General features: G+C 37.7%; 22 protein-coding genes. 18 read left to right on the top strand and 4 right to left on the bottom strand.

The window, feature by feature from the left end; genetic code table 11:
• The first annotated feature begins 48 nt into the window (after nucleotides 1–48).
• The gene (locus MMB68_RS13230) at nucleotides 49–1,389 is read left to right on the top strand and encodes a coiled-coil domain-containing protein (RefSeq protein ID WP_277447797.1); all 1,341 of its coding nucleotides are present in this window, start codon (nucleotides 49–51) and stop codon (nucleotides 1,387–1,389) included.
• Between the two features lie 68 nt (nucleotides 1,390–1,457).
• The gene (mug, locus tag MMB68_RS13225; protein ID WP_251393571.1) at nucleotides 1,458–1,970 is read left to right on the top strand and encodes a G/U mismatch-specific DNA glycosylase; all 513 of its coding nucleotides are present in this window, start codon (nucleotides 1,458–1,460) and stop codon (nucleotides 1,968–1,970) included.
• Nucleotides 1,971–1,990: 20 nt separating this feature from the next.
• Here the strand turns inward: mug and MMB68_RS13220 are convergent, their stop codons facing one another.
• Together MMB68_RS13220 and MMB68_RS13215 are read right to left on the bottom strand one after the other, a co-directional pair.
• Nucleotides 1,991–3,100 (bottom strand): metallophosphoesterase, encoded by a 1,110-nt coding sequence (locus MMB68_RS13220; RefSeq protein ID WP_221783369.1) that lies wholly within the window; start codon nucleotides 3,098–3,100, stop codon nucleotides 1,991–1,993.
• A 148-nt stretch (nucleotides 3,101–3,248) separates the two neighbouring features.
• Nucleotides 3,249–3,548 (bottom strand): iron-sulfur cluster assembly accessory protein, encoded by a 300-nt coding sequence (locus MMB68_RS13215; RefSeq protein ID WP_277447798.1) that lies wholly within the window; start codon nucleotides 3,546–3,548, stop codon nucleotides 3,249–3,251.
• A 156-nt stretch (nucleotides 3,549–3,704) separates the two neighbouring features.
• Between MMB68_RS13215 and MMB68_RS13210 the strand changes: the two genes are divergently transcribed.
• The gene (locus tag MMB68_RS13210) at nucleotides 3,705–4,205 is read left to right on the top strand and encodes a metallophosphoesterase family protein (protein ID WP_277447799.1); all 501 of its coding nucleotides are present in this window, start codon (nucleotides 3,705–3,707) and stop codon (nucleotides 4,203–4,205) included.
• A gap of 29 nt (nucleotides 4,206–4,234) precedes the next feature.
• On the opposite strand, the gene MMB68_RS13205 is transcribed toward MMB68_RS13210, so the two are convergent.
• Nucleotides 4,235–4,459, bottom strand: coding sequence for a hypothetical protein (locus MMB68_RS13205; RefSeq protein ID WP_014459961.1), 225 nt, complete (start codon nucleotides 4,457–4,459; stop codon nucleotides 4,235–4,237).
• A 149-nt stretch (nucleotides 4,460–4,608) separates the two neighbouring features.
• Here MMB68_RS13205 and MMB68_RS13200 point away from each other — a divergent pair, with 149 nt between their 5' ends.
• From MMB68_RS13200 to MMB68_RS13150, 11 genes are all read left to right on the top strand, one after another.
• Nucleotides 4,609–6,591, top strand: a complete 1,983-nt coding sequence (locus tag MMB68_RS13200) for a methyl-accepting chemotaxis protein (protein ID WP_277548962.1) — start codon at nucleotides 4,609–4,611, stop codon at nucleotides 6,589–6,591.
• 79 nt (nucleotides 6,592–6,670) lie between these two features.
• Nucleotides 6,671–6,808, top strand: a complete 138-nt coding sequence (locus tag MMB68_RS13195; protein ID WP_014459963.1) for a hypothetical protein — start codon at nucleotides 6,671–6,673, stop codon at nucleotides 6,806–6,808.
• Between the two features lie 197 nt (nucleotides 6,809–7,005).
• Complete coding sequence (locus tag MMB68_RS13190; RefSeq protein ID WP_277447801.1) at nucleotides 7,006–8,442, top strand: FAD-binding oxidoreductase; 1,437 nt, start codon at nucleotides 7,006–7,008, stop codon at nucleotides 8,440–8,442.
• Nucleotides 8,439–9,002: an MFS transporter gene (locus tag MMB68_RS13185; RefSeq protein WP_014459965.1), complete on the top strand. Its 564-nt coding sequence runs from the start codon at nucleotides 8,439–8,441 to the stop codon at nucleotides 9,000–9,002. Before MMB68_RS13190 ends, MMB68_RS13185 begins: the two co-directional genes overlap by 4 nt.
• 100 nt (nucleotides 9,003–9,102) lie before the next feature.
• Nucleotides 9,103–9,294 (top strand): hypothetical protein, encoded by a 192-nt coding sequence (locus MMB68_RS13180; protein WP_025751820.1) that lies wholly within the window; start codon nucleotides 9,103–9,105, stop codon nucleotides 9,292–9,294.
• 118 nt (nucleotides 9,295–9,412) lie between these two features.
• Nucleotides 9,413–9,604, top strand: a complete 192-nt coding sequence (locus tag MMB68_RS13175; RefSeq protein WP_014459966.1) for a hypothetical protein — start codon at nucleotides 9,413–9,415, stop codon at nucleotides 9,602–9,604.
• Between the two features lie 398 nt (nucleotides 9,605–10,002).
• On the top strand, nucleotides 10,003–10,347 hold the full coding sequence (locus tag MMB68_RS13170) for a Na-translocating system protein MpsC family protein (RefSeq protein WP_182420546.1): 345 nt from the start codon (nucleotides 10,003–10,005) through the stop codon (nucleotides 10,345–10,347).
• A gap of 188 nt (nucleotides 10,348–10,535) precedes the next feature.
• Nucleotides 10,536–11,330 carry a formate/nitrite transporter family protein gene (locus tag MMB68_RS13165; protein ID WP_115654002.1) on the top strand — a complete coding sequence of 265 codons (795 nt, stop codon included), beginning with the start codon at nucleotides 10,536–10,538 and terminating at the stop codon, nucleotides 11,328–11,330.
• Nucleotides 11,331–11,645: 315 nt separating this feature from the next.
• Nucleotides 11,646–11,828, top strand: coding sequence for a hypothetical protein (locus tag MMB68_RS13160; protein ID WP_264409247.1), 183 nt, complete (start codon nucleotides 11,646–11,648; stop codon nucleotides 11,826–11,828).
• Between the two features lie 116 nt (nucleotides 11,829–11,944).
• Nucleotides 11,945–13,906: a GTP-binding protein gene (locus MMB68_RS13155; protein ID WP_277548959.1), complete on the top strand. Its 1,962-nt coding sequence runs from the start codon at nucleotides 11,945–11,947 to the stop codon at nucleotides 13,904–13,906.
• A 132-nt stretch (nucleotides 13,907–14,038) separates the two neighbouring features.
• Complete coding sequence (locus tag MMB68_RS13150) at nucleotides 14,039–14,350, top strand: hypothetical protein (protein WP_264409205.1); 312 nt, start codon at nucleotides 14,039–14,041, stop codon at nucleotides 14,348–14,350.
• Nucleotides 14,351–14,408: 58 nt separating this feature from the next.
• On the opposite strand, the gene MMB68_RS13145 is transcribed toward MMB68_RS13150, so the two are convergent.
• Complete coding sequence (locus MMB68_RS13145; protein WP_221783350.1) at nucleotides 14,409–14,930, bottom strand: LURP-one-related family protein; 522 nt, start codon at nucleotides 14,928–14,930, stop codon at nucleotides 14,409–14,411.
• A 239-nt stretch (nucleotides 14,931–15,169) separates the two neighbouring features.
• Between MMB68_RS13145 and gad the strand changes: the two genes are divergently transcribed.
• From gad to MMB68_RS13125, 4 genes are all read left to right on the top strand, one after another.
• A complete protein-coding gene (gene gad, locus MMB68_RS13140) occupies nucleotides 15,170–16,573 on the top strand; it encodes a glutamate decarboxylase (RefSeq protein ID WP_221783348.1) in 1,404 nt (467 codons plus the stop codon).
• Nucleotides 16,574–16,788: 215 nt separating this feature from the next.
• Nucleotides 16,789–17,805: a hypothetical protein gene (locus tag MMB68_RS13135; protein WP_277548958.1), complete on the top strand. Its 1,017-nt coding sequence runs from the start codon at nucleotides 16,789–16,791 to the stop codon at nucleotides 17,803–17,805.
• 67 nt (nucleotides 17,806–17,872) lie between these two features.
• Nucleotides 17,873–18,367, top strand: a complete 495-nt coding sequence (locus MMB68_RS13130; RefSeq protein ID WP_255901010.1) for a cupin domain-containing protein — start codon at nucleotides 17,873–17,875, stop codon at nucleotides 18,365–18,367.
• A gap of 172 nt (nucleotides 18,368–18,539) precedes the next feature.
• A complete protein-coding gene (locus tag MMB68_RS13125) occupies nucleotides 18,540–19,283 on the top strand; it encodes a hypothetical protein (RefSeq protein ID WP_277548955.1) in 744 nt (247 codons plus the stop codon).
• The last annotated feature ends 382 nt before the right edge of the window (nucleotides 19,284–19,665 follow it).

The following is a 19,665-nucleotide window of genomic DNA, read 5'->3' as shown; positions in this document are numbered from 1 at the left end:
AATTAGAAATTACTAGTTTAACAGAGCGAGAAAGCGGAGGAATTCATATTGAAAAAGAAAATGCTTTTACTTAACACAACGGTTTTATTAGGCTTGGGAGGAGTTTTATCAACTCCAGCGTATGCCTCTACCATTCAGGATATGGAATCACAAAAATCTCAAATTCAAAATCAGCGTCAAGATGTGCAATCTAACATCAAAGCAGCTTCTGATGAATTAACACGCCTTCAAGCAGAGCAAGATCAAATGAAAGCACAGCTTGAGCGCTTAACAATAGCAGAAGAAGAAAACAATAAAAAAGCCCAAAAAACAGAAGCCGATATTAAAGAAACGTCTAAACAAGTAGAGCAGCTGGAAAAAGAAATTAAGCTGCTTCAAGAAAAACTTGAAAAGCGAAACGATATTTTAAAAGATCGTGCACGTTCTCTGCAAGAAAGCGGCGGTAACGTAGAGTATTTACAAGTTCTACTTGGTTCTTCAAGCTTCAGTGATTTTGTAGACCGCGCGTTAGCTGTTTCAACTATTGTAGATGCAGACCGTGGTATTTTAAAAGAAACTAAAAATATGCAAGACGAATTAAAAACAAAACAAGCTGATGTTAAATCTAAGCTTGCTAGCTTAGAAGACATGAAGGCAGAACTGGATGAAATGACTGTCCAGCTAGCAGCTCAAAAGAAACAAAAAGATGCACTGGCAAAAGAACTAAAAGATAAAGAAGCAAAAAATGAAGAACTAAAAGCTTCTCTACAAGCAAAAGACAGCTCTCTTGCAAATGAACAGTCTACGCTTGAACAAAATATTAAAGATCAAAAAGCTGCAGAAGAAGCAGCAAGAAAAGCAGCTGAACAAGCGGCTAAAGAGGCAGCTAAGAAAGCAGCCGAACAAGCTCAAAAAGCAGCGGCTGCGCCAGCTGAAAAAGCCGATTCATCTTCTGCTAAGGCAGAAGCACCAAAAGCAAGCAGCAATGATGTGGCACCTACAAGCGCTCCGGCTCCAAAAGCTAGCAATGTTGTAACAGTAGGAAACCGCTGGATTGGAAACTCTGCTTACGTATTTGGCGGAGGACGCAGCCAGTCTGATATTAGCCACGGTTTATTTGACTGCTCGTCATTTGTACACTGGGCATATTCTCAAGTAGGCGTTAACCTTGGACCTCTTGGATCTGTAAGTACAGAGACGTTAAAGCATGCTGGAACACAAGTGTCTTCTAGTCAAATGCAGCCTGGCGATCTTGTTTTCTTCGATACATATAAAAAAGACGGCCACGTTGGCATTTATGTAGGAGGCGGCAAGTTCATTGGTGCTCAAAGCTCAACAGGTGTTGCAATTGCAAACATGAGCAGCGGCTACTGGAAACAAAAATTCAACGGACGCGTAGTTCGTATTTAATAGGGTATAGTAAAAAGAAAACATCCAATTTGGATGTTTTCTTTTTACATTGTAAGGAGCGTATGACTATGAACTCTATTTTTGATCATATACAGCCCAACTTAGATATTTTATTTGTCGGTTTTAATCCAAGCATCCGTTCCGGTGAAACGGGTCATCATTTTGCTAATCCAACCAATCGTTTCTGGACGATTCTTCATAAAGCAGGTTTAACAGATCGTAAATACCATCCCGAGGAAGATCACTCGTTGTTACAGCTAGGATACGGTTTAACAAATATTGTAGAGCGTCCTACAAAGGCAGCTGATGAGATTACAAAAGAAGAATATGCGGAAGGCAGAGAAATCTTAAAGAAAAAAATCGCTACATACACGCCTAAAATCGTTTGTTTTGTTGGAAAAGGCGTTTATCAGCAGTACAGCAGACGCAAGCAAGTAAAGTGGGGCAAACAAGAGGAATCGATGGTATCAGGAATAATGGATTTTGTTGCCCCGTCTTCAAGCGGACTCGTTCGGATGAAAGTAGATGAAGTAGTGGCTATTTACGCAGAGCTTCCGAAGCTGCTGCGTACATTAAAATAGAGAAAGCCCTAGGGCTTTCTCTATTTTGCAAATGTAATATCAATTTGAATAATTTCTGATCGGCTTCCGATTCGAAGCGGAGGACCCCAAAAGCCAAATCCTGAAGAGACAATGGTATGCAGTTGATTAGTTTGCTTGTAGCCCCAATCAATTTCAAATAACCGCTTTGTGATCAAATGATTAGGTGCCATTTGTCCTCTGTGAGTATGACCGCATAGAAGTAAATCTACGCCCGCTTGTTCCGCTTCTTTTAAAGAAAGCGGCTGATGATCCATCGCGATGACCGGAAGAGAACGATCCGTTTCACTCGCTAAATCGAAAAAGCTATCTCGGTTTTTATCCGTCTTATCTTTTCTTCCGATTAAGTACAAGCTATCACCTATGTTTAAGACTTCATCCATTAAAATAGGAATGTTCATTTCTTTCATTCTTTCCACAAACTGAGGGATCTTCCCGCCGTAATACTCATGGTTTCCCAAAATTCCATATGTGCCTAAAGGCGCTTTGAGCTGCTTCATCATATAATCCATTTCTTTTTTAAAGAATACGTGGGGATCATCGTCAATAATATCTCCAGGAAGTAAAATAAGATCTGGCTGTATCTTTTGTACATGAGTAATTAACCTCTGCAAATGTTTTTTGCCGGACAATGTGCCAAAGTGCATATCAGATGCTACAGCAATGCGAAGGTTTTTCCGATTCGTCTTTTTAGCAAGCGAAATCGTGTATTTTCTTACCACAGGACTGTAAGCATTATACGTACCGTAAGCAAAAATGAATAAAAAAGCGGCAATTATGAAAAATCCAATTGAATCGATAGCTGTAGAAAGCGAAGCGCCTAGAAGAGTAAGGATATAGACGGCTAGATTACTTATAGGAAGCAAAAGAACCGAATATTGAATAAATCCTAACCAGTACGATCCCACAATTTTAAATATGCTCACTTGTTGAAACGCACGACTGATGATAAAGGAATAAGCAAAAAAGACAACGATCACCGTAAGAATCCATTTGTTTTCCACTTCAAACATTGTGTGAAGCCACATCCAAGCGTTCCATCCGATGTACAGAACGAATAAATTATATAAAATAACAACTAAAATAGATCTTACTAACACACTTACTTTCATAAGCTAACCTCTTTTCTTTCATCCGTAATTCCACTATAGCTCATTTTTATTGCTTCAACAAAATTTTATCTCTTCTTCTCATCAATAAAATTTTTGCTTGTCACACAAACGAAAAAACACACCTATAAAACAAGGTGTGTTTTTTGTATTAATGATGGTGATGCGCGTGGTGAAGGCTGCTAATCACAAATTCAGGCTCTGGAACGTGGAAATATTGAATCCATACGCCTTCTAAAAATTTCTCGCGTTTATCTAAAACGATATCGATATCTTTATCTGTTTTTATGATTTCATCATGTTCAGTCGGCGTATCGAATTTCCAATCATAATGCGCGTGATCACCGTGGTCGATAGTTACATATACACGAATCATTTTTCCTTGACCTTCTGGGCTAGCCAATGCATTTTTTAACACTTTTGCTGCGTTTCGATTAATTTTTACTTCCATTTCGAAAACTCCATTCTGTAACTTAGTATGTAAAGTATTTTCGCAAACTTAAACGAAAAAGAGAAATTTTTTGCCTCACGCTCCGTGTAAAGTTGCTTCATTCCACCGTAATACGCTAAACTACACCATATTGAATGAAAAAGGAGCGTATCATGAATGAAGATTGTTATTTTAGGTGATACTCATATTCCAAAAAGAGCGAAACATTTTCCAAAAAGACTCCTAGCCGAACTGAAAACAGCTGATGCTATTATTCATACGGGAGATTTTCAAACGATAGATGTCTACAATGACCTGGGTGCGTTTGCTCCTGTACACGCTGTAATTGGAAATGTAGACAGTGAAGAGCTTCAGGAAGTACTTCCATCTTCATTACTTCTTCCATTTGGCGATGTTACGATTGGCGTAGTCCACGGTCATGGCAAAGGAAAAACGACTGACAAACGTGCACTTTTGGCATTTGAACATGAACAAGTAGACGCAGTGATTTTTGGTCATTCTCACATTCCTCTTCATAAACAAATTGGTGATATTACGTTGTTTAATCCAGGTTCCGCTACTGACAAACGGAGGGAAAAGCAATTTTCGTTTGGACTTCTGTACATACAAAAAAACACGCTGCGTTTTGAACATGTTTTTTATGATTCTAAAGACTAAAACAAGAGAGGACTCTTGTTTTAGCATTTTTACGTTGTATGGTCTAAATGAGCAATATATTCGTGAAGCTTATTTTCTTCGTAATCATTTAAGTCATGCATCGGAATAACCTGCTGAGTTTGAGGATCCGTTCCTCTTACTTCCGCAATTTTTACTCCTTCTTTATAGATATTAAAAATATCTTTTTCTTCTCCGCGCTGAACCTTTTCTGTTTCAAACATTGAAAAAGATTTGCTGTTCTTACTTTCTTCCATTAAAATCACCTACTTTTTTTATCGTACTCTTATCTTTTCACTCCCATTGTTAATTATGTATACACTCGATGACTAAAGGAATATGAAGTCTTGCCGATAGAAAGAAAGTGCACGATCACTTTTAACTACGGGGAGAGAGGCTACATAGCATGGAGAGAGTAAGAAAAAAAAGGTCCCTTAATAACTTTAAGATAAAGCTGGGGCTAGCATTTGCAGCGATCTTATTAGTGCCATCTGTTACGATAGGTGTATCAGCTTACATAACAGCGAAACATGAAATTGAAAACCAAATTATTAACACAGCACAGCAAAATGTACAGTCCATTAATTCGGTGATTGACGATACCATTGGACCAAAAATTCATGATGTAGAGTTTTTTGCATCAGTGGTAAACAACGAGCGCTACAATGAAAAAGATATGGCTACTTTAAGCAAAGATTTTAACTTATATGCTCCGCTTCATCCAGAAGTCGTCAGCATTTTCACAGGAAATCAGCAGGGGAAGTTTATTCAAGCGCCTAAAAAAGTGATACAAGCAGGCTATGATCCTAGAAAACGAGACTGGTACAAGCTAGCCATGCAAAACAAAGGGAAAACAGTTGTCACTGAACCTTATCCATCAGCCTCTACAGGTCAGACCGTTATTACTGTAGCGAAAACAGCGGCGGATGGCACAGGGGTTATTGCTTTAAATTTAGATATAAGCCGCATCAATAAAGCTGTCAGCAAAGTAAAAATTGGAGAAAAAGGATATCCATTTCTTTTGGATGGAGAAAGAAAATATATTGTTCATCCTACGGAAAAAGCAGGTACAAAAGCGACAGATTCCCTTTTTGACAAGCTTTATGCAAAGAGCTCAGGGTCTTTTGAATATACCTTTAACGGGGATGAAAAAAAGATGGTCTTTACGACAAATAAAACAACAAAGTGGAAAGTTGCAGGCACTATGTATTCATCAGAAGTGAATGAAGCAGCACAGCCTATCTTTTACAAAACACTATTTATTATTGTATCTTGTCTGATAATCGGGAGTCTCACTATTTTTGTGGTGCTGCAATCAATTATTAAACCCCTCAAACAGCTTAAGAGTCAGGCTCTGAGCGTTAGTGAAGGAGATCTGACAACAGCGATTACCGTCAATTCAAAGGATGAAATCGGCGAGTTAGGGTATGCTTTTAGTCAGATGCAAAACAATCTTCGCACATTAATTCAAAATGTTGAAATGAGTGCAGAACAAGTGGCTGCTTCTTCAGAAGAGCTAACGGCCAGCTCACAGCAAACGAGCGCTGCGACTGAACAAGTATCGGTTGCGATACAAGAAGTGGCTTCTAGCGCGGAAAAACAAACGGCTGTTATTGACCAAAATGCAGCTTCTTTAGATGAGATTGTACAAGGAGTTTATACAATTGCTCAGCGTACAGAAACCGTTTCTCAGCTTTCAAATCACACGACGTCTGAAGCTGTAGAAGGCGGGAAGGCTGTAAAAGAAACGGTCGAACAAATGGAATCCATTTCTCGATCCGTCGAGCTATCTAATACAACGATTCGTACTTTGTTTCAACGTTCAAAAGAAGTTGGGACCATTTTAGAAGTAATCAGCGGCATTGCTGCTCAAACAAATTTACTAGCCTTAAATGCTGCAATCGAAGCGGCACGAGCCGGAGAACATGGAAAAGGGTTTTCCGTTGTAGCAGCGGAAGTGAGAAAGCTGGCAGAACAATCACAAGTATTCGCATCTCAAATTTCGGAGCTTATTCAAGCGATTCAACAAGATACTCAGGAGTCTGTCCATACAATGGAGCAAGTAACAAATAAAGTGGAAGAAGGACTAACGATTTCACAAACAGCTATTCAAAAGTTTGAACAAATTCTAAGCAGTATGAATGAAACGGCTCCGCAAGTAGAAGAAGTGGCTGCGACTGCTCAGCAAATTTCAGCAGCCGTTGAAGAAGTAGCGCGCGCAGCGGGTGAAATGGCGATACTTGCTAAAGGAAATGCAGCTACATCTGAAGAAGTGGCTGCATCTACTGAAGAACAGCTCGCTTCAATGGAAGAAATCGCTGTTTCTGCACAATCTTTGTCTCAAATGGCAGAACAATTAACAGCGCTCATCAGCAAATTTAATTTGTAAACTTTCGTCAAATCGTCATAGACCTCTTTTATATTGGAAAAAGTAGAACATACACACATGAAAGAGGTGACAGTATCTGATGGAGCAAACAAAAATGACCTTTGAGCCAGCTTCAATTAACGACGATATGCATGCGAAGCTTAAACAGTTAGAAGAGCAGTTTCAACAAACGTTAGGAAAAAGAGTGGCTTTAGTTGCATACGAAGCTGAAAAATAAAGAAACAAAAAAGAAAAGACCTGGTGTCTTTTCTTTTTTTTATTTCAATAAGGTTAACATACATTAAATTACAAGTTTTTTTCATATGCTTTCTCAAAATAACACTAATATAGTGTAAAATTACACTATATTAGTGTTATTTCACTTTTTGTATGGTATAATTTCACAGAAGTAAAGAAAGGAGCTTACAGTTTAGAATGAGGAAAAACGTGTTGTTAGGAACTTTTTTATCTTTTTATCTAGTAGGTTCATATGCCTCCTATCATATTTATAAACAGCAGCAAACCCGTCCTGTAACGGAGGATGTTGCACATCTTCTTCCTACAAAAGTTAAAGAAATAAAGCATGGGACCACTGAAAAACAGCTGAAAAATTGGGTGAAAACTGCTTCACAGCATCATGAAAAAATAGCGATTTCAGGGATGCAGCACAGCCAAGGAGGGCAGACGTACTATCCTAATGCTATTTTACTTGATATGAAGCAGTACAATAAAATTATAGATTACAAGCCCCGCCAAAAAGAAATTACAGTTCAAAGCGGGACAACATGGAATGACATTCAGCAATATATACATAAAGACTGTCTTGCTCTTCAGGTTATGCAGTCACAAAATATTTTTACCGTTGGAGGTTCTATTAGCGTGAACGTACACGGCAGAGATATTCGATACGGCTCTTTAATGGATACGGTCAAATCTATGCGTCTCCTGCAGGGGGACGGATCTATTATCGAAATTAGCCGGACAAAACACCCTGAGCTGTTTTCTTTAGTAAACGGAGGCTACGGGTTATTTGGGGTCATTTTAGATGTTACGCTTCGTTTAACGGACGATGAATGGTACGAAGATGAAATTATTCGCTTAGATTATAGACAGTATACAGCTTATTTTAAAAACTACGTACAGCATAACCCTGACGTTCGTATGCATATGGCGCGTATTTCTGTTTCTCCTAATCAATTGCTAACAGATATGTACGTCACAAACTATCGCTTATCTTCTCAAAATACTTCTACTGCAAACGAACCGCTCAAGACAGAAAAAATAGTGGCACTTCCTAAATTTATGCTAGGGCTGTCTCGGTATAGCGACTGGGGCAAAGATATGCTGTGGGAAACACAAAAGGCTTATTTCTTAAAACAAAATGGAAGGCTTGAAACAAGAAATAATGTTATGCGTTCTGAAAGTGATTTTATGGAATATGAAAGTGCTAGCCAGACGGAAATTTTACAAGAATACTTTGTTCCAGTTGATGAATTTGCTTCTTACATCGATGATTTACGTCAAGTGTTATCAACTGAGGAATTAAATTTATTGAACATTACTGTTCGCTATGTAGAGAAAGATAATAAAGCCGTCATGTCTTATGCAAAAGGCGATATGTTTGCTCTCGTTTTACTTATTAACCAAAAAAAGGATCACCAAGGCATCTCTGATACACAAAGAGTTGTCCGGAAAATGGTGGATGTGACGCTGCAGCATCAGGGAAGCTATTATTTGCCTTACTACGGCTACCCAAGCAAGAAGCAGTTAGAAGAGGCTTACCCTCATACAACCGCCTTTTTTAATTTGAAAAGAAAATATGATCGGAACGAAACGTTTGTTAATTTATTTTATAAGGAGTATGGAAAATGACGTACAAACAACTCTTACATTCACAAAGCCTTATGATTACCGCAAGCAGTATTGTGTTTCCTTTTTACCTTTTACTGCTTCGAAATCTTGGCGATAGCTATTCACAATTTGGCTTAGCTTACGGAATTTTTGCTTTAACCGCAGCTTTGAGTCATCCGTTGATCGGTTCATGGAGTGACAGAGTAGGAGAAAAGCGCTTGCTTCTTTTATATACGTTTGGGATGGCCGTTGTTATGCTTGTGATTCCCGTTTTAACAACGATCACGCAGGTGTATATCATTCAAATTATAATGGGTCTGCTTGGAGCTCTTCAAAAAACAGCAGAAAAAATAGCGTTATCTAGGCAGACAGATCGTGCTCACACAGGAAAACAAGTAGGACACTATCATTTATGGACCTCTATATGGGCAGCCTTGGCCGTTATTGCAACAGGGTATATCATTGATTTTCTGACAATCGGAAGTCTTTTTTACATCACTTCGTTTATGTACGTAGCAGCAGGGGTATTAATATGGCAAAAACCAAAAACAATCGAGCTTGAACGCCACCATTCGCTGTAAAGCATATATGGACAGGTCACCTGAATTTTTTAGTTCGTACAGTAAGATACTATAAAAAATTTATGTTCTCCCGATATAAGTACTGAAAGGAGAAACGTTTATGCAAGGTATAAGTATATCAGGGCAAGATGCATGGTCTTCTATTATAGTATCGTTCGCTATTTTCATCATTATATGGGGTCTGATTCCAGGCTTGACTATAAAGTATGTATGTAAAAGTCAAACACTAGGTATAGCAAGTTTTTTTGTTGGTATTGCCTATGGGGTTAAAGCAGGTCATTTCCTTATTTAAATACGAATTGGTGTAAGTAAGGAAGCTTGGACCACTATTAGCTAAGTGGTAATGCCTTTTGTTTCCTGTTATTTTTTTAGAGCAATTCTCCATAATAACAGTTAAAGAGGTGAATCCGATGACCGATAACAACGTTGGGTTTGGAGTTAGCGGAGGCGAAGAGACTAGAAAAAAATCTACTGTTTCTAGTGAAGCTCCTATATCTAGTGATGTACAACAAAACCAAAAACAAGATAACTACGAAAAGCTTAGCCATCAACTAAATTCATTATCTGATGATGAATTTAGAGCAGATCGTGATGAAGATTAAGGGTTACCTATCAAAAAAGACTATTTAAATTAAATAAAGTATTATGAAAGTAAACTAAGTGGATTCCATGACTTTAACGTGATAGCATTAACTACTGGTACAAACATACCACTTGACTATTTTGACATGCTATTTTGTCAAAGTTCTTAGTTATTTCTTTGATAACTGAGAATTCATTTGTAACCTTTGAGTAGAGATATAAAGGTAATCCTTCACTTTAATAAGTGGAGGATTTTTTTTATCATTTCGTAATGATTTTGCGATTGTTTGGATTAACGGGGATAAAACAGATACATTGTATACAATGTAAACGTCGTCATGTATAATGTAACTTATTCTTAGTTGAAAACTTGAATGAGCAGGATAGACATACTCGAGATAAGCGGAGGCATACACCAGTGTCTAAGAAAATACATGATTTTAATGATATTATCCGAAAGCTGCGCAAAAAACTTTTTGGAAAAGGTCCAGAACGAATTCATACTGTATTTGTTCAAAATATGGCTATTTCAACTTTGTACGGCAACTTAACGCCAGCTGAAAAATTTATCGCGAGAACAACCGAAGGTAAAGAGACGGTACATATGGCAAGAACAAAGCTTATTCAAAACCTTTATGCTTCATCTCCTCCAGAGGGGCTTGAAGACTTGTTAGGAGCTAAGCTGGAGTACTTATTTTCTGATATCAAAGTGGAAGAAGATATTGCTGTTTCTGTGTTTGTGTTTGAAACTAATATTCAGTAGAACAACGCAAAATACATAATTTAATTAAATGAAAGAGAAGTAGGATCTGCTTGTTTTTTATTTGATTTTATTATAAATAATGATGACTGATATACTGTAAAGAAAGTGCAGGATTATTAGGCAGCATTCAAAAACCTTGTGTAAAAGGTGTTTTTGAGTGCTGCCTTTTTTAATTAAGGAGGAGTTTTATGGCATTTCACAAGCCGGATAAAATGTTAAACATCGCTTTAGAATCGGGGGTTTCAAAGACGAAGTTATCCCTTTCTTCTATTCTTATGCTTGGGTTTCTAGGAGGCGCGTTTATTGCGCTTGGTTTTTTACTAGATGTGCGCGTCATTGGTAATTTACCAGCTGAATGGGGAAGTTTATCAAATCTTTTAGGAGGAGCCGTCTTTCCTGTAGGTCTTATGCTGGTCGTACTTGGGGGAGCAGAGCTCATTACGGGGAATATGATGTCTGTCTCCATTGCCCTGTATGCAAGAAAAGTTTCGCTTCGCCACTTGCTTCATAACTGGTTTTGGGTCACGCTTGCTAACTTTTTAGGAGCCGTATTTATTGCGTATTTCTTTGGACATATTGTCGGGTTAACAGAAACGGGGCCTTTTTTAGATAAAACGGTAGCAATTGCTCAAGCTAAAATTGATGACTCATTTTTTAAAACGCTTATTTCTGCTGTGGGCTGTAACTGGCTTGTATGTTTAGCTATTTGGCTTTCATACGGCGCTGATGACGTTACGGGTAAAATTCTTGGTATTTGGTTTCCGATTATGGCTTTTGTTGCGATTGGCTTTCAGCACGTTGTAGCGAATATGTTTATTATTCCCGCCGCTATTTTTGCAGGTCACTTTACATGGATTGATTTTATTGCAAATATTATCCCTACCTTTATTGGAAATATGATAGGAGGAGCTGTATTTGTAGGCCTTATTTATTTTTCTTCTTATCAACAGAAACAAAAAGAACAATTAAAAAAAGCTTCTTAAGCGGTTTTATCAGTTGTCATTAATAAAAGCAGTCTCTTAGTAAAGAGGCTGCTTTTTTGATAGCAAAAGGTGAAAAAATGTATTTTTAACAATTTATGTATGATAACATATAAAACAATTAGAATATGGTGCCATGAACATTTGAATTCGCACTATTATTTTCATAATAATATTATAGTTAACTAGATGTTGATTAATACATTCGGAAGGTAGAGAAAGAACTATTGAATATCTAGTATTACTTACTGGTTTATATGATCCGTATGCAAATCATATTTAATAACGTATTAAAGGAGAGTGAAGAAATTGAAGTTCGTGTTTGCTGTTTTATTGATTATATTTGGCAGCATTTTAGTTGGATTGACTAGTAACAGTCTAGGCGCGACAAGTAATAACATCATGCATTTAGCTGGAATTGGGTGCCTTATAGCCGCTATTTTTATAGTAAAAGGCAAAAAAGATACTAAACGCCGTACAAAAAGGGAATGCGATGTTTAATCACGCATTCTTTTTTGATGTAAGCAGTTCTAGGCCTTTGTCGTCCACTTTTTCTTACGATTATTATAAAATAGAAAGTAACAGCTATACATACAGCAGTAAGGTGGTATTTAACAATGAAACAATCTAACAAAACAATCGGTATTGCAGCGCATGTCGATGCAGGAAAGACAACGTTTTCCGAACAGCTTCTTTATCATACCAAAAGTATTAAACAACGAGGAAGAGTTGACCACAAAGATTCCTTTCTTGATACCCATACGATTGAAAAAGAACGAGGAATTACGGTATTTGCCGATCAAGGAACTTTTTCATATAACGGTTCTACTTACTATTTAATTGATACGCCGGGCCACGTCGATTTTTCACCTGAAATGGAACGTTCTATTCAAGTGATGGACTATGCCATTGTTATCTTAAGTGCAGTAGAAGGAGTCGAAGGCCATACAGAAACGGTTTGGCAGCTGCTTCAAAAACATCGTGTGCCCGTATTCTTTTTCATCAATAAAATCGATCGTGTAGGAGCAGATCCTGAACGTGTTATAAACGATATTAAACATAACTTAACCCCCGATGTTTTTGACATAACGTCAGAGCTTATAGATGGCTCGTTAAGTGAGGAACTTATTGAATTTATAGCTGAAAAAGATGAAGAGCTTTTAGATGCATTTATGGAAGGCAAGAATGATCAAGCCTATTGGAGAGCGGCTATGCAAAAGCTTATTCAAACCAATCAGCTTTTCCCGTGTGCTTGTGGCTCAGCTTTACAAGATATCGGCATTGAAAGTTTTTTAGAGAAGCTCGATTTGCTAACAGAAACTCGCTACTCGAAGGAAGAAGCATTTTCAGGTCGTGTATATAAAATTCGGCACGATGAAAACAGCATGCGCATCACGTTTATCAAAGCTCTAAGCGGGACAATGCAGGTGCGTGATGAAGTGGCTTATGAAAAAAACGGAGAGCTATATGAAGAAAAAATCACTCAAATTCGTGCTTATAACGGAAGTACATTTAAAAACGCAAATGAAGGTTCAGCCGGCGAACTTTTTGCGGTTACAGGGTTGTCTTCAGCATCGATTGGAGACGGTCTTGGAACATTAAAAGAAAGCCGCTCCTACGAACTTTTGCCTACGTTAAAATCAAAAGTTGTTTTTGAGCCTTCTGTTCATCCAAAAGAAGGAATTAAACTTTTTCAATTATTAGATGCTGAAGACCCTTCTTTACATGTGACGTGGGAAGAAAGGACTCAAGAGCTTCATATTCATGTGATGGGAGCAATTCAGCTAGAAGTCCTCGAAAAACTGATAAAAGAACGTTTTAATATAAACGTACAGTTTGAAGAACCAGAGATTTTGTACAAAGAATCCATTCAAAATATAGTGATGGGCTACGGGCATTTTGAACCGTTGAAACACTATGCAGAAGTTCATTTGAAAATAGAAGCAGCGGAACGAAACAGCGGAATTACTTTTGAAAATGCTTGTCACGCCGACGATTTATCCGTTGGGTATCAAAATCTAGTCCGTCAGCATATATTTGAAAAGCCGCATCATGGTTTGCTGACAGGTTCACCTATTACTGATATAAAAGTGACATTATGTACTGGACGAGCTCACAACAAGCATACAAGCGGAGGAGATTTTAGAGAAGCAACGTACCGTGCACTGCGACAAGGGTTAGAAAAAGCCAAAAATATTGTGCTAGAACCGTATTATGATTTCAAAATTAAAGTAGATATTGATCAAATGGGGCGGGTATTAGCTGATGTTCAAAGCGCACACGGCCGCTTTGATTCTCCTCAAACAACCGAAAACAAAGCGATTATTACAGGAAAAGTTCCTGTGGCTACTTTTATGAACTACGGTTCGACGCTAGCATCTTTTACGCACGGAAAAGGGGCGATGTCTCTATTATTCGGAGGGTATGAACACTGTCATAATGAAGAAGAAGTTATTGAACGAATCCGCTACAATAAAGAGGCAGATCCCGAATACAGCTCATCATCCGTCTTTTGTGCAAAAGGACAAGGCTATACGGTTTCTTGGAAAGAAGCAGAGCAAAAAATGCACTGTTTATAACAAGCACTGTAGCAATCGCTACAGTGCTTTCTTCATAGTAATCTTTCAACAGCTGTTTTCTCCATACATTTACAATAAAAACCACATTATAGTATAGTTTACTTATATTTCTATAAATGAGGTGATGGAAGCATGGATACTACTGTTAAAACAACTAAAAGCGGGATAATAGGTGGAATTCTCGGAGGAATTTCACTTTTATATGTCATTATTAATACTTTATTGATTCTTAACTTTTTTACAGGACTAATTTTTGCTGAAAAACTTCAAGGTCTGCCTATTGTAGCTCCTATCTTTTTAGTTCCGCTCATGATTGTTCCTGCAATTATTGGTTTTTTTATAAAAAAAGACAAGATCTGTCTATGGGCGATTATTTTAAATATCATCTTGTTTCTTGTACCAATTGGCTACCACGTCATCGGTACGTTAGTATTCGGCCCTTAATTAAAAAACGAACAAACTTCAATATAAAGTTTGTTCGTTTTTTTATATCACATAACCACTATTGAGCCGGAGCAGTAGCTGTACTGCTGTTTTCGTCTTTCACCATCATCCTTACGCCTTGTACAACCGCAATTCCTTCCCATTTATCAAGATCAGGTTCAAGAAATTCTAAAGCAAACGTGTGAGGACGTAATGACAGAAACGAAGAAAGTGTGCGGACTTGAATAATAGGGACACCGGAACGCAGAACGTCGAATTTGCGATCCGTTATATTACCCGTAATTTCATATGTATCGCCATCGTTTCTGATATAAAGGTACTTCTTTTTAAAAAAAGTAAATTTTCGTTGAATCATGCCAACTTCATTTCCATGGTGATCTGAAATGATCAGCTTTGGCATAAGGGCGAACATTTTAGATTTACCTGTAAATACGATCTCTTCATTTTTTAAAATCTCAAATTTATTAGCAATAGATAACTTATATGCGACATTTCCAATCACGTCTTGTGATTCATTATAAATAGGAGATTCGCCTAACTCGAAAAACTTGTCTTGTAAGATAATTCCTCGTTTCTCCATTTAAAAACCTCCTTTTACAATATATTACCATATTTTACACCTTTTTAGTTTGGTAAGACCATTTTCATGGGTATTATTAAATAAAGTTCGTCCTTACGTGCTACAAATAATGAAAAGAATGAAAATAGTCTTCAAAGCTCATAATGTGTAAAGGAGACCTTGCTTGTTATAACACCAGGTGAACGTAAAGCAGTTTGTTAGATATTCAAAGTGTACTATACATAAGGAGATGATACTTTATGCCTCAATGGCATCCGCATCGCGAACAAAAAAATTTACCTGATGAATTTCCTGTTAATCCGCTTTTTTCTCGACAAGGAGAAGTGACAATTCCAAGGCTGCGTATTGGTGATCAAGGTATGCTTCCCGAAACAGCTTATCAAATCATTCATGATGAAATTGCTTTAGACGGAAATGCCCGTTTAAATTTAGCTACGTTTGTTACTACTTGGATGGAGCCTGATGCAAAGCGTTTGTACGGAGAGTCTTTTGATAAAAATATGATTGATAAAGACGAGTATCCGCAGACAGCGGCTATTGAAGAGAGATGTGTACGTATTTTAGCGGACCTTTGGAATTCACCTAATCCTGATACAACGATGGGCGTTTCTACTACAGGTTCATCTGAAGCTTGTATGCTTGGTGGACTGGCGTTAAAAAGACGCTGGCAGAAACTGCGTAAAAGTAAAGGGCTATCAACAGACCGGCCGAACATTGTATTTAGTTCATCCGTTCAAGTGGTGTGGGAGAAGTTCGCAAACTATTGGGACGTAGAGCCTCGTTATGTGAACATTAATGCAGATCATCCTTATTTAGATCCAGAAGGCGTCATTAATGCGGTTGACGAAAATACAATTGGTGTCGTACCGATTCTTGGAGTGACGTATACAGGAGTTTACGAACCAATTGCTGCTATCGCAAAAGCATTGGATGAGTTACAGGAGAAAACAGGGTTAGATATTCCTATCCACGTAGACGCTGCTTCTGGAGGTTTTATCGCTCCGTTTCTTCAACCAGACCTTATCTGGGATTTCCGCTTGCCGCGAGTAAAGTCCATTAACGTATCGGGACACAAGTACGGTTTAGTCTATCCTGGCTTAGGATGGGTGATTTGGAGAGAAAAAGAAGACTTGCCTGAAGATCTTATTTTTCGCGTTTCTTATTTAGGAGGCAACATGCCAACTTTTGCGCTCAACTTCTCTAGACCAGGAGCACAAGTTCTTTTGCAGTATTACAATTTCTTGCGTTTAGGTAAAGATGGCTATTATGCCGTGCAAAAAACCTCACAAGAAAACGCGCTGTTTCTCAGCAAAGAAATTGGAGAAATGGAAGCATTCGAAATTATCGCCGATGGTTCAGATATCCCAGTGCTTGCTTGGAAGCTAGAAGAAGGATACACGCCAAACTGGACTCTTTATGACTTGTCTAGACAATTACGCACGTATGGATGGCAAGTGCCTGCTTATCCGCTCCCTGCAGACATGGAAGAAATCACAATCATGCGCATTGTTGTTAGAAATGGATTTTCAAGAGACCTTGCTCATTTATTTATGGTTAATTTCAAACAAGCCGTTGAATTTCTCAACTCGTTGGATAGACCTGTTCTTAAAGACACGAAATACGACAATGGATTTCATCATTAACATCGATTACGAAAACACAAAGCCGTGTTCTGAAAAAGGTATATGGCTTTGTGTTTTTTATGCATAAAAAGATAATCTTTTCAAAAAAATCCCATAAATTAAACAAGAAAATATTCTTATATTTTCTTAATTTTGGTATAATAACCCCTAAGGTTTTATAGTCCTTTAGAATTATATAAAACCTAAAAAAAGATAAAAAAAGGGGATAATAGTCTATGAAAATGTTGAAAGTTGCTTTTGGTATTCCATTATTAGCTATATTGCTAGCAGCCTGTAGTGAGGAGTCCAGTGAAACTGTATCGCAAAAAGAAGAGCCTACAGAGAAATCAACAGCGGTTCATACGAAAGAAAATGGTAATAAAACGGCTGTAAAAGAATCATCGCCGAATACATTACAAACAAAAGCATCCACAATTAAAAAAGCTGTTAATTCTAAAGAAGCTGATCGTGATTACTTATTAAACGTAATGAATGGTTATCAGTACATCCAAGTAGGTGACAATCAATATATTTACTATGGCATTAATCAAGAGCAAAATGTTTTTTGTATGATGGAAGTTAATTTTGACGCGAGTGGTGATTATGTAGAAAACATCAATTTTGTTGATAATGCTTCAGAAGAACAAATTGCTTTGCTTCAAAACCAAATACAAGAACAACAAAAGCAATTATCAGACCTTGAACAGCAGCAAATGGAAAAAGAATTAGATGATTACTATGCGAAGCTAGAAGAAGACCGACAAAAAGAAGAAGAGGCGCAGGCCAAGGCTGATGCAGAAGCTGAAGCTCAGGCAGAAGCAGATCGTAAAGCGGAAGAAGAACGTTTAGCAGAAGAAGAGAAGAAACAGAAGGAGGAAGAGGAAGCTCAGGCAAAAGCGGATGAGGAAGAAGCTGATGCTGATTCAGAAGATGAGGCCCAAACGGCGGAATTAGAATCAGAACCAGAGGAAGAAGAAGATACAGAAGCAACTGCAGAAGAGGAGCCAGCCGAACAAACAGTTTCCCAAGAGCAAGCTATCCAGCTAGTTCGTGATCAGCAAGGCATATCTGAAGATTCAATTCTTCTTGTAGAATACGATCACCTTGACGACTCAGGAAACTATATTATCCATGTTTATGAAAGCGTTGTGGATAATGAAGAAACAGGAGAAGGGCATACAGCTACACAGGGTTGGTATCAAGTAAGTCCTAGTGATGGGTCCATTACTGATGTTACGGTAGATGGTTACTAATACTGTAGTAGGTTTTTAGATGATAGATGAATACCTTTAAAATTAAATTACAAATGAGGGATAATTTATGAGTGAGTTAAAAAATATAGTAATCAAACCTTTACACGGAATTCCAAATGACCAAAATACGTATCATTTTATGCAAGAGACAATTACGATATTAGCTTCAGGAGAAGATACTAATGGTGCCTTTTCAGTTGTTCACCTTGTAGAACCTCCCAAAATGGGGCCTCCTTTGCATGTCCACGAAAATGAAGATGAAACTTTTTATATAAAAAAAGGGAGATTTATATTTTTTGTAGGTGATGAAATCCTTGAGGTAAATGAAAACGAGTACGTTTTTGCTCCTAAAGGAATTCCACATCGATTTGAGGCCGGAATTGACGGTGGAGAAATGATTGTCACAGCATCACCAGCTAAATTTGACAGCTTTGTAAAAGAATTAGGCTTACAAGTTCCAAAAGATTCTGGGCTACCAGATTTCCAAGGTCCAACTCCAGAGCAGATGCAACAATTAGTTAATGTTGCGGAAAAATATAATTATAAATTCATCTTAGAATAAGCTTATATGCAAGTGAATTTCAGTTGATTTTCCTTTATATAAAAAATAGATGCGAAGTCTAAAAACACCTGATCCAACCTATAAAGCAAACGAAACAAAGGTAGGTACGAACTTAAGTAGTTCGCTGCATTGAAGTCAATCATCCAATGAATAAGAAGGTGAGGAACTTGTTATGAAGATGAAACGCTTACTGGCACTTCCGTTTTTAACACTAGGATTTTTGGCAGGCTGTGGGGAAGGTGCACAAACATCTCAAGAAAATCAATCAAATACTGCAAAAAAAGAAATTACGTCATCGGACCAAACAGAGAGAGAGAAAGTTAAAAAAGAAGAAACAACCAACAATAAAACTAATTCAACTCATGTAGCGGAGCAGTCTCCAACGTATAAACAAGAGACACCTTCATCAAAAGAAGGAAACACTCCTGCAGGTAATGCCCGTGGGTCCGCAACAGAACACCCTAAAAGTAATTCAGTAGAAAAGGAACAATCAAAGGGCGATCATTCTTCTTCAGAATCCTCCCTACAAGGAGAAGACAAGACTGTTCCCTCTGAAGAAGAAGCACCATTGTGGGAAGATTCAGCAGCTATCGCGAAACATGCAGAAGAGGAGCAAGAACGAACTAGAAAAGCGGAAGAAAAAAGTGAACGTGATCGTGCCGAAGATGAAGAAAAGTCTATTGCCGAAGATGGGTTATTCATTAAAGTAACACCCGTCATGGTAGAAGAAGAAAAAGCAGCGGCTTATCTTATTCCAAAATTACCTACTGAAACACAGAAAAAAGTGGAAGAGGAAAAGAAGGAAAACCCTTCTGGATTTAGTAGAACTTTATGGAAGTGTTCACAAGTTCGGTACGCGCTAGATAATGGTATGCAGGAAGTGGATGATTCAGGTTTTTGCGGATTAACGAAATAATTAAAAATAGCACATGGTGTTCTGGTTACACCATGTGCTATTTTTCACTTAATGTTCAATCAGTTTGTATTCTTAATGAATCACCATTGTTTACTTACAAAAGAAATAAATTTGGGCAATTTGATAAAATTCATGACTACGATTAGGAAACATACCTTAGTGAGTGAAGCCTTGAAACTAGTAACTTGAAAAGTTTGTATGACAAGCGGATGGAGGGGAAGAAGTTGTTCTTTTTTTTCGCTTCTACATTAAATCAACTACTATCACACTGATTCATAGCTACTTTAAACTTGGGATGCAAAATTGTAAAGTTCTAGGATAAACCATAAGGCATTACTTAATTACATATAAAATGATACGTACTGGCGTATTCAGGCGATTG

This window comes from Priestia sp. Y58 (assembly GCF_029522095.1).
Taxonomy (GTDB): Bacteria; Bacillota; Bacilli; order Bacillales; family Bacillaceae_H; genus Priestia; species Priestia megaterium_E.
This window is presented reverse-complemented; position numbering and strand designations above follow the sequence as displayed.

What these genes read in the sequence shown, in the direction of transcription:
- mug (WP_251393571.1), top strand. Translation starts at nt 1,458, where the DNA reads ATGAACTCTATTTTTGATCATATACAGCCCAACTTAGATATTTTATTT.
- MMB68_RS13220 (WP_221783369.1), bottom strand. Translation starts at nt 3,100, where the DNA reads ATGAAAGTAAGTGTGTTAGTAAGATCTATTTTAGTTGTTATTTTATAT.
- MMB68_RS13215 (WP_277447798.1), bottom strand. Translation starts at nt 3,548, where the DNA reads ATGGAAGTAAAAATTAATCGAAACGCAGCAAAAGTGTTAAAAAATGCA.
- MMB68_RS13210 (WP_277447799.1), top strand. Translation starts at nt 3,705, where the DNA reads ATGAAGATTGTTATTTTAGGTGATACTCATATTCCAAAAAGAGCGAAA.
- MMB68_RS13205 (WP_014459961.1), bottom strand. Translation starts at nt 4,459, where the DNA reads ATGGAAGAAAGTAAGAACAGCAAATCTTTTTCAATGTTTGAAACAGAA.
- MMB68_RS13200 (WP_277548962.1), top strand. Translation starts at nt 4,609, where the DNA reads ATGGAGAGAGTAAGAAAAAAAAGGTCCCTTAATAACTTTAAGATAAAG.
- MMB68_RS13195 (WP_014459963.1), top strand. Translation starts at nt 6,671, where the DNA reads ATGGAGCAAACAAAAATGACCTTTGAGCCAGCTTCAATTAACGACGAT.
- MMB68_RS13190 (WP_277447801.1), top strand. Translation starts at nt 7,006, where the DNA reads ATGAGGAAAAACGTGTTGTTAGGAACTTTTTTATCTTTTTATCTAGTA.
- MMB68_RS13185 (WP_014459965.1), top strand. Translation starts at nt 8,439, where the DNA reads ATGACGTACAAACAACTCTTACATTCACAAAGCCTTATGATTACCGCA.
- MMB68_RS13180 (WP_025751820.1), top strand. Translation starts at nt 9,103, where the DNA reads ATGCAAGGTATAAGTATATCAGGGCAAGATGCATGGTCTTCTATTATA.
- MMB68_RS13175 (WP_014459966.1), top strand. Translation starts at nt 9,413, where the DNA reads ATGACCGATAACAACGTTGGGTTTGGAGTTAGCGGAGGCGAAGAGACT.
- MMB68_RS13165 (WP_115654002.1), top strand. Translation starts at nt 10,536, where the DNA reads ATGGCATTTCACAAGCCGGATAAAATGTTAAACATCGCTTTAGAATCG.
- MMB68_RS13155 (WP_277548959.1), top strand. Translation starts at nt 11,945, where the DNA reads ATGAAACAATCTAACAAAACAATCGGTATTGCAGCGCATGTCGATGCA.
- MMB68_RS13150 (WP_264409205.1), top strand. Translation starts at nt 14,039, where the DNA reads ATGGATACTACTGTTAAAACAACTAAAAGCGGGATAATAGGTGGAATT.
- MMB68_RS13145 (WP_221783350.1), bottom strand. Translation starts at nt 14,930, where the DNA reads ATGGAGAAACGAGGAATTATCTTACAAGACAAGTTTTTCGAGTTAGGC.
- gad (WP_221783348.1), top strand. Translation starts at nt 15,170, where the DNA reads ATGCCTCAATGGCATCCGCATCGCGAACAAAAAAATTTACCTGATGAA.
- MMB68_RS13135 (WP_277548958.1), top strand. Translation starts at nt 16,789, where the DNA reads ATGAAAATGTTGAAAGTTGCTTTTGGTATTCCATTATTAGCTATATTG.
- MMB68_RS13130 (WP_255901010.1), top strand. Translation starts at nt 17,873, where the DNA reads ATGAGTGAGTTAAAAAATATAGTAATCAAACCTTTACACGGAATTCCA.
- MMB68_RS13125 (WP_277548955.1), top strand. Translation starts at nt 18,540, where the DNA reads ATGAAGATGAAACGCTTACTGGCACTTCCGTTTTTAACACTAGGATTT.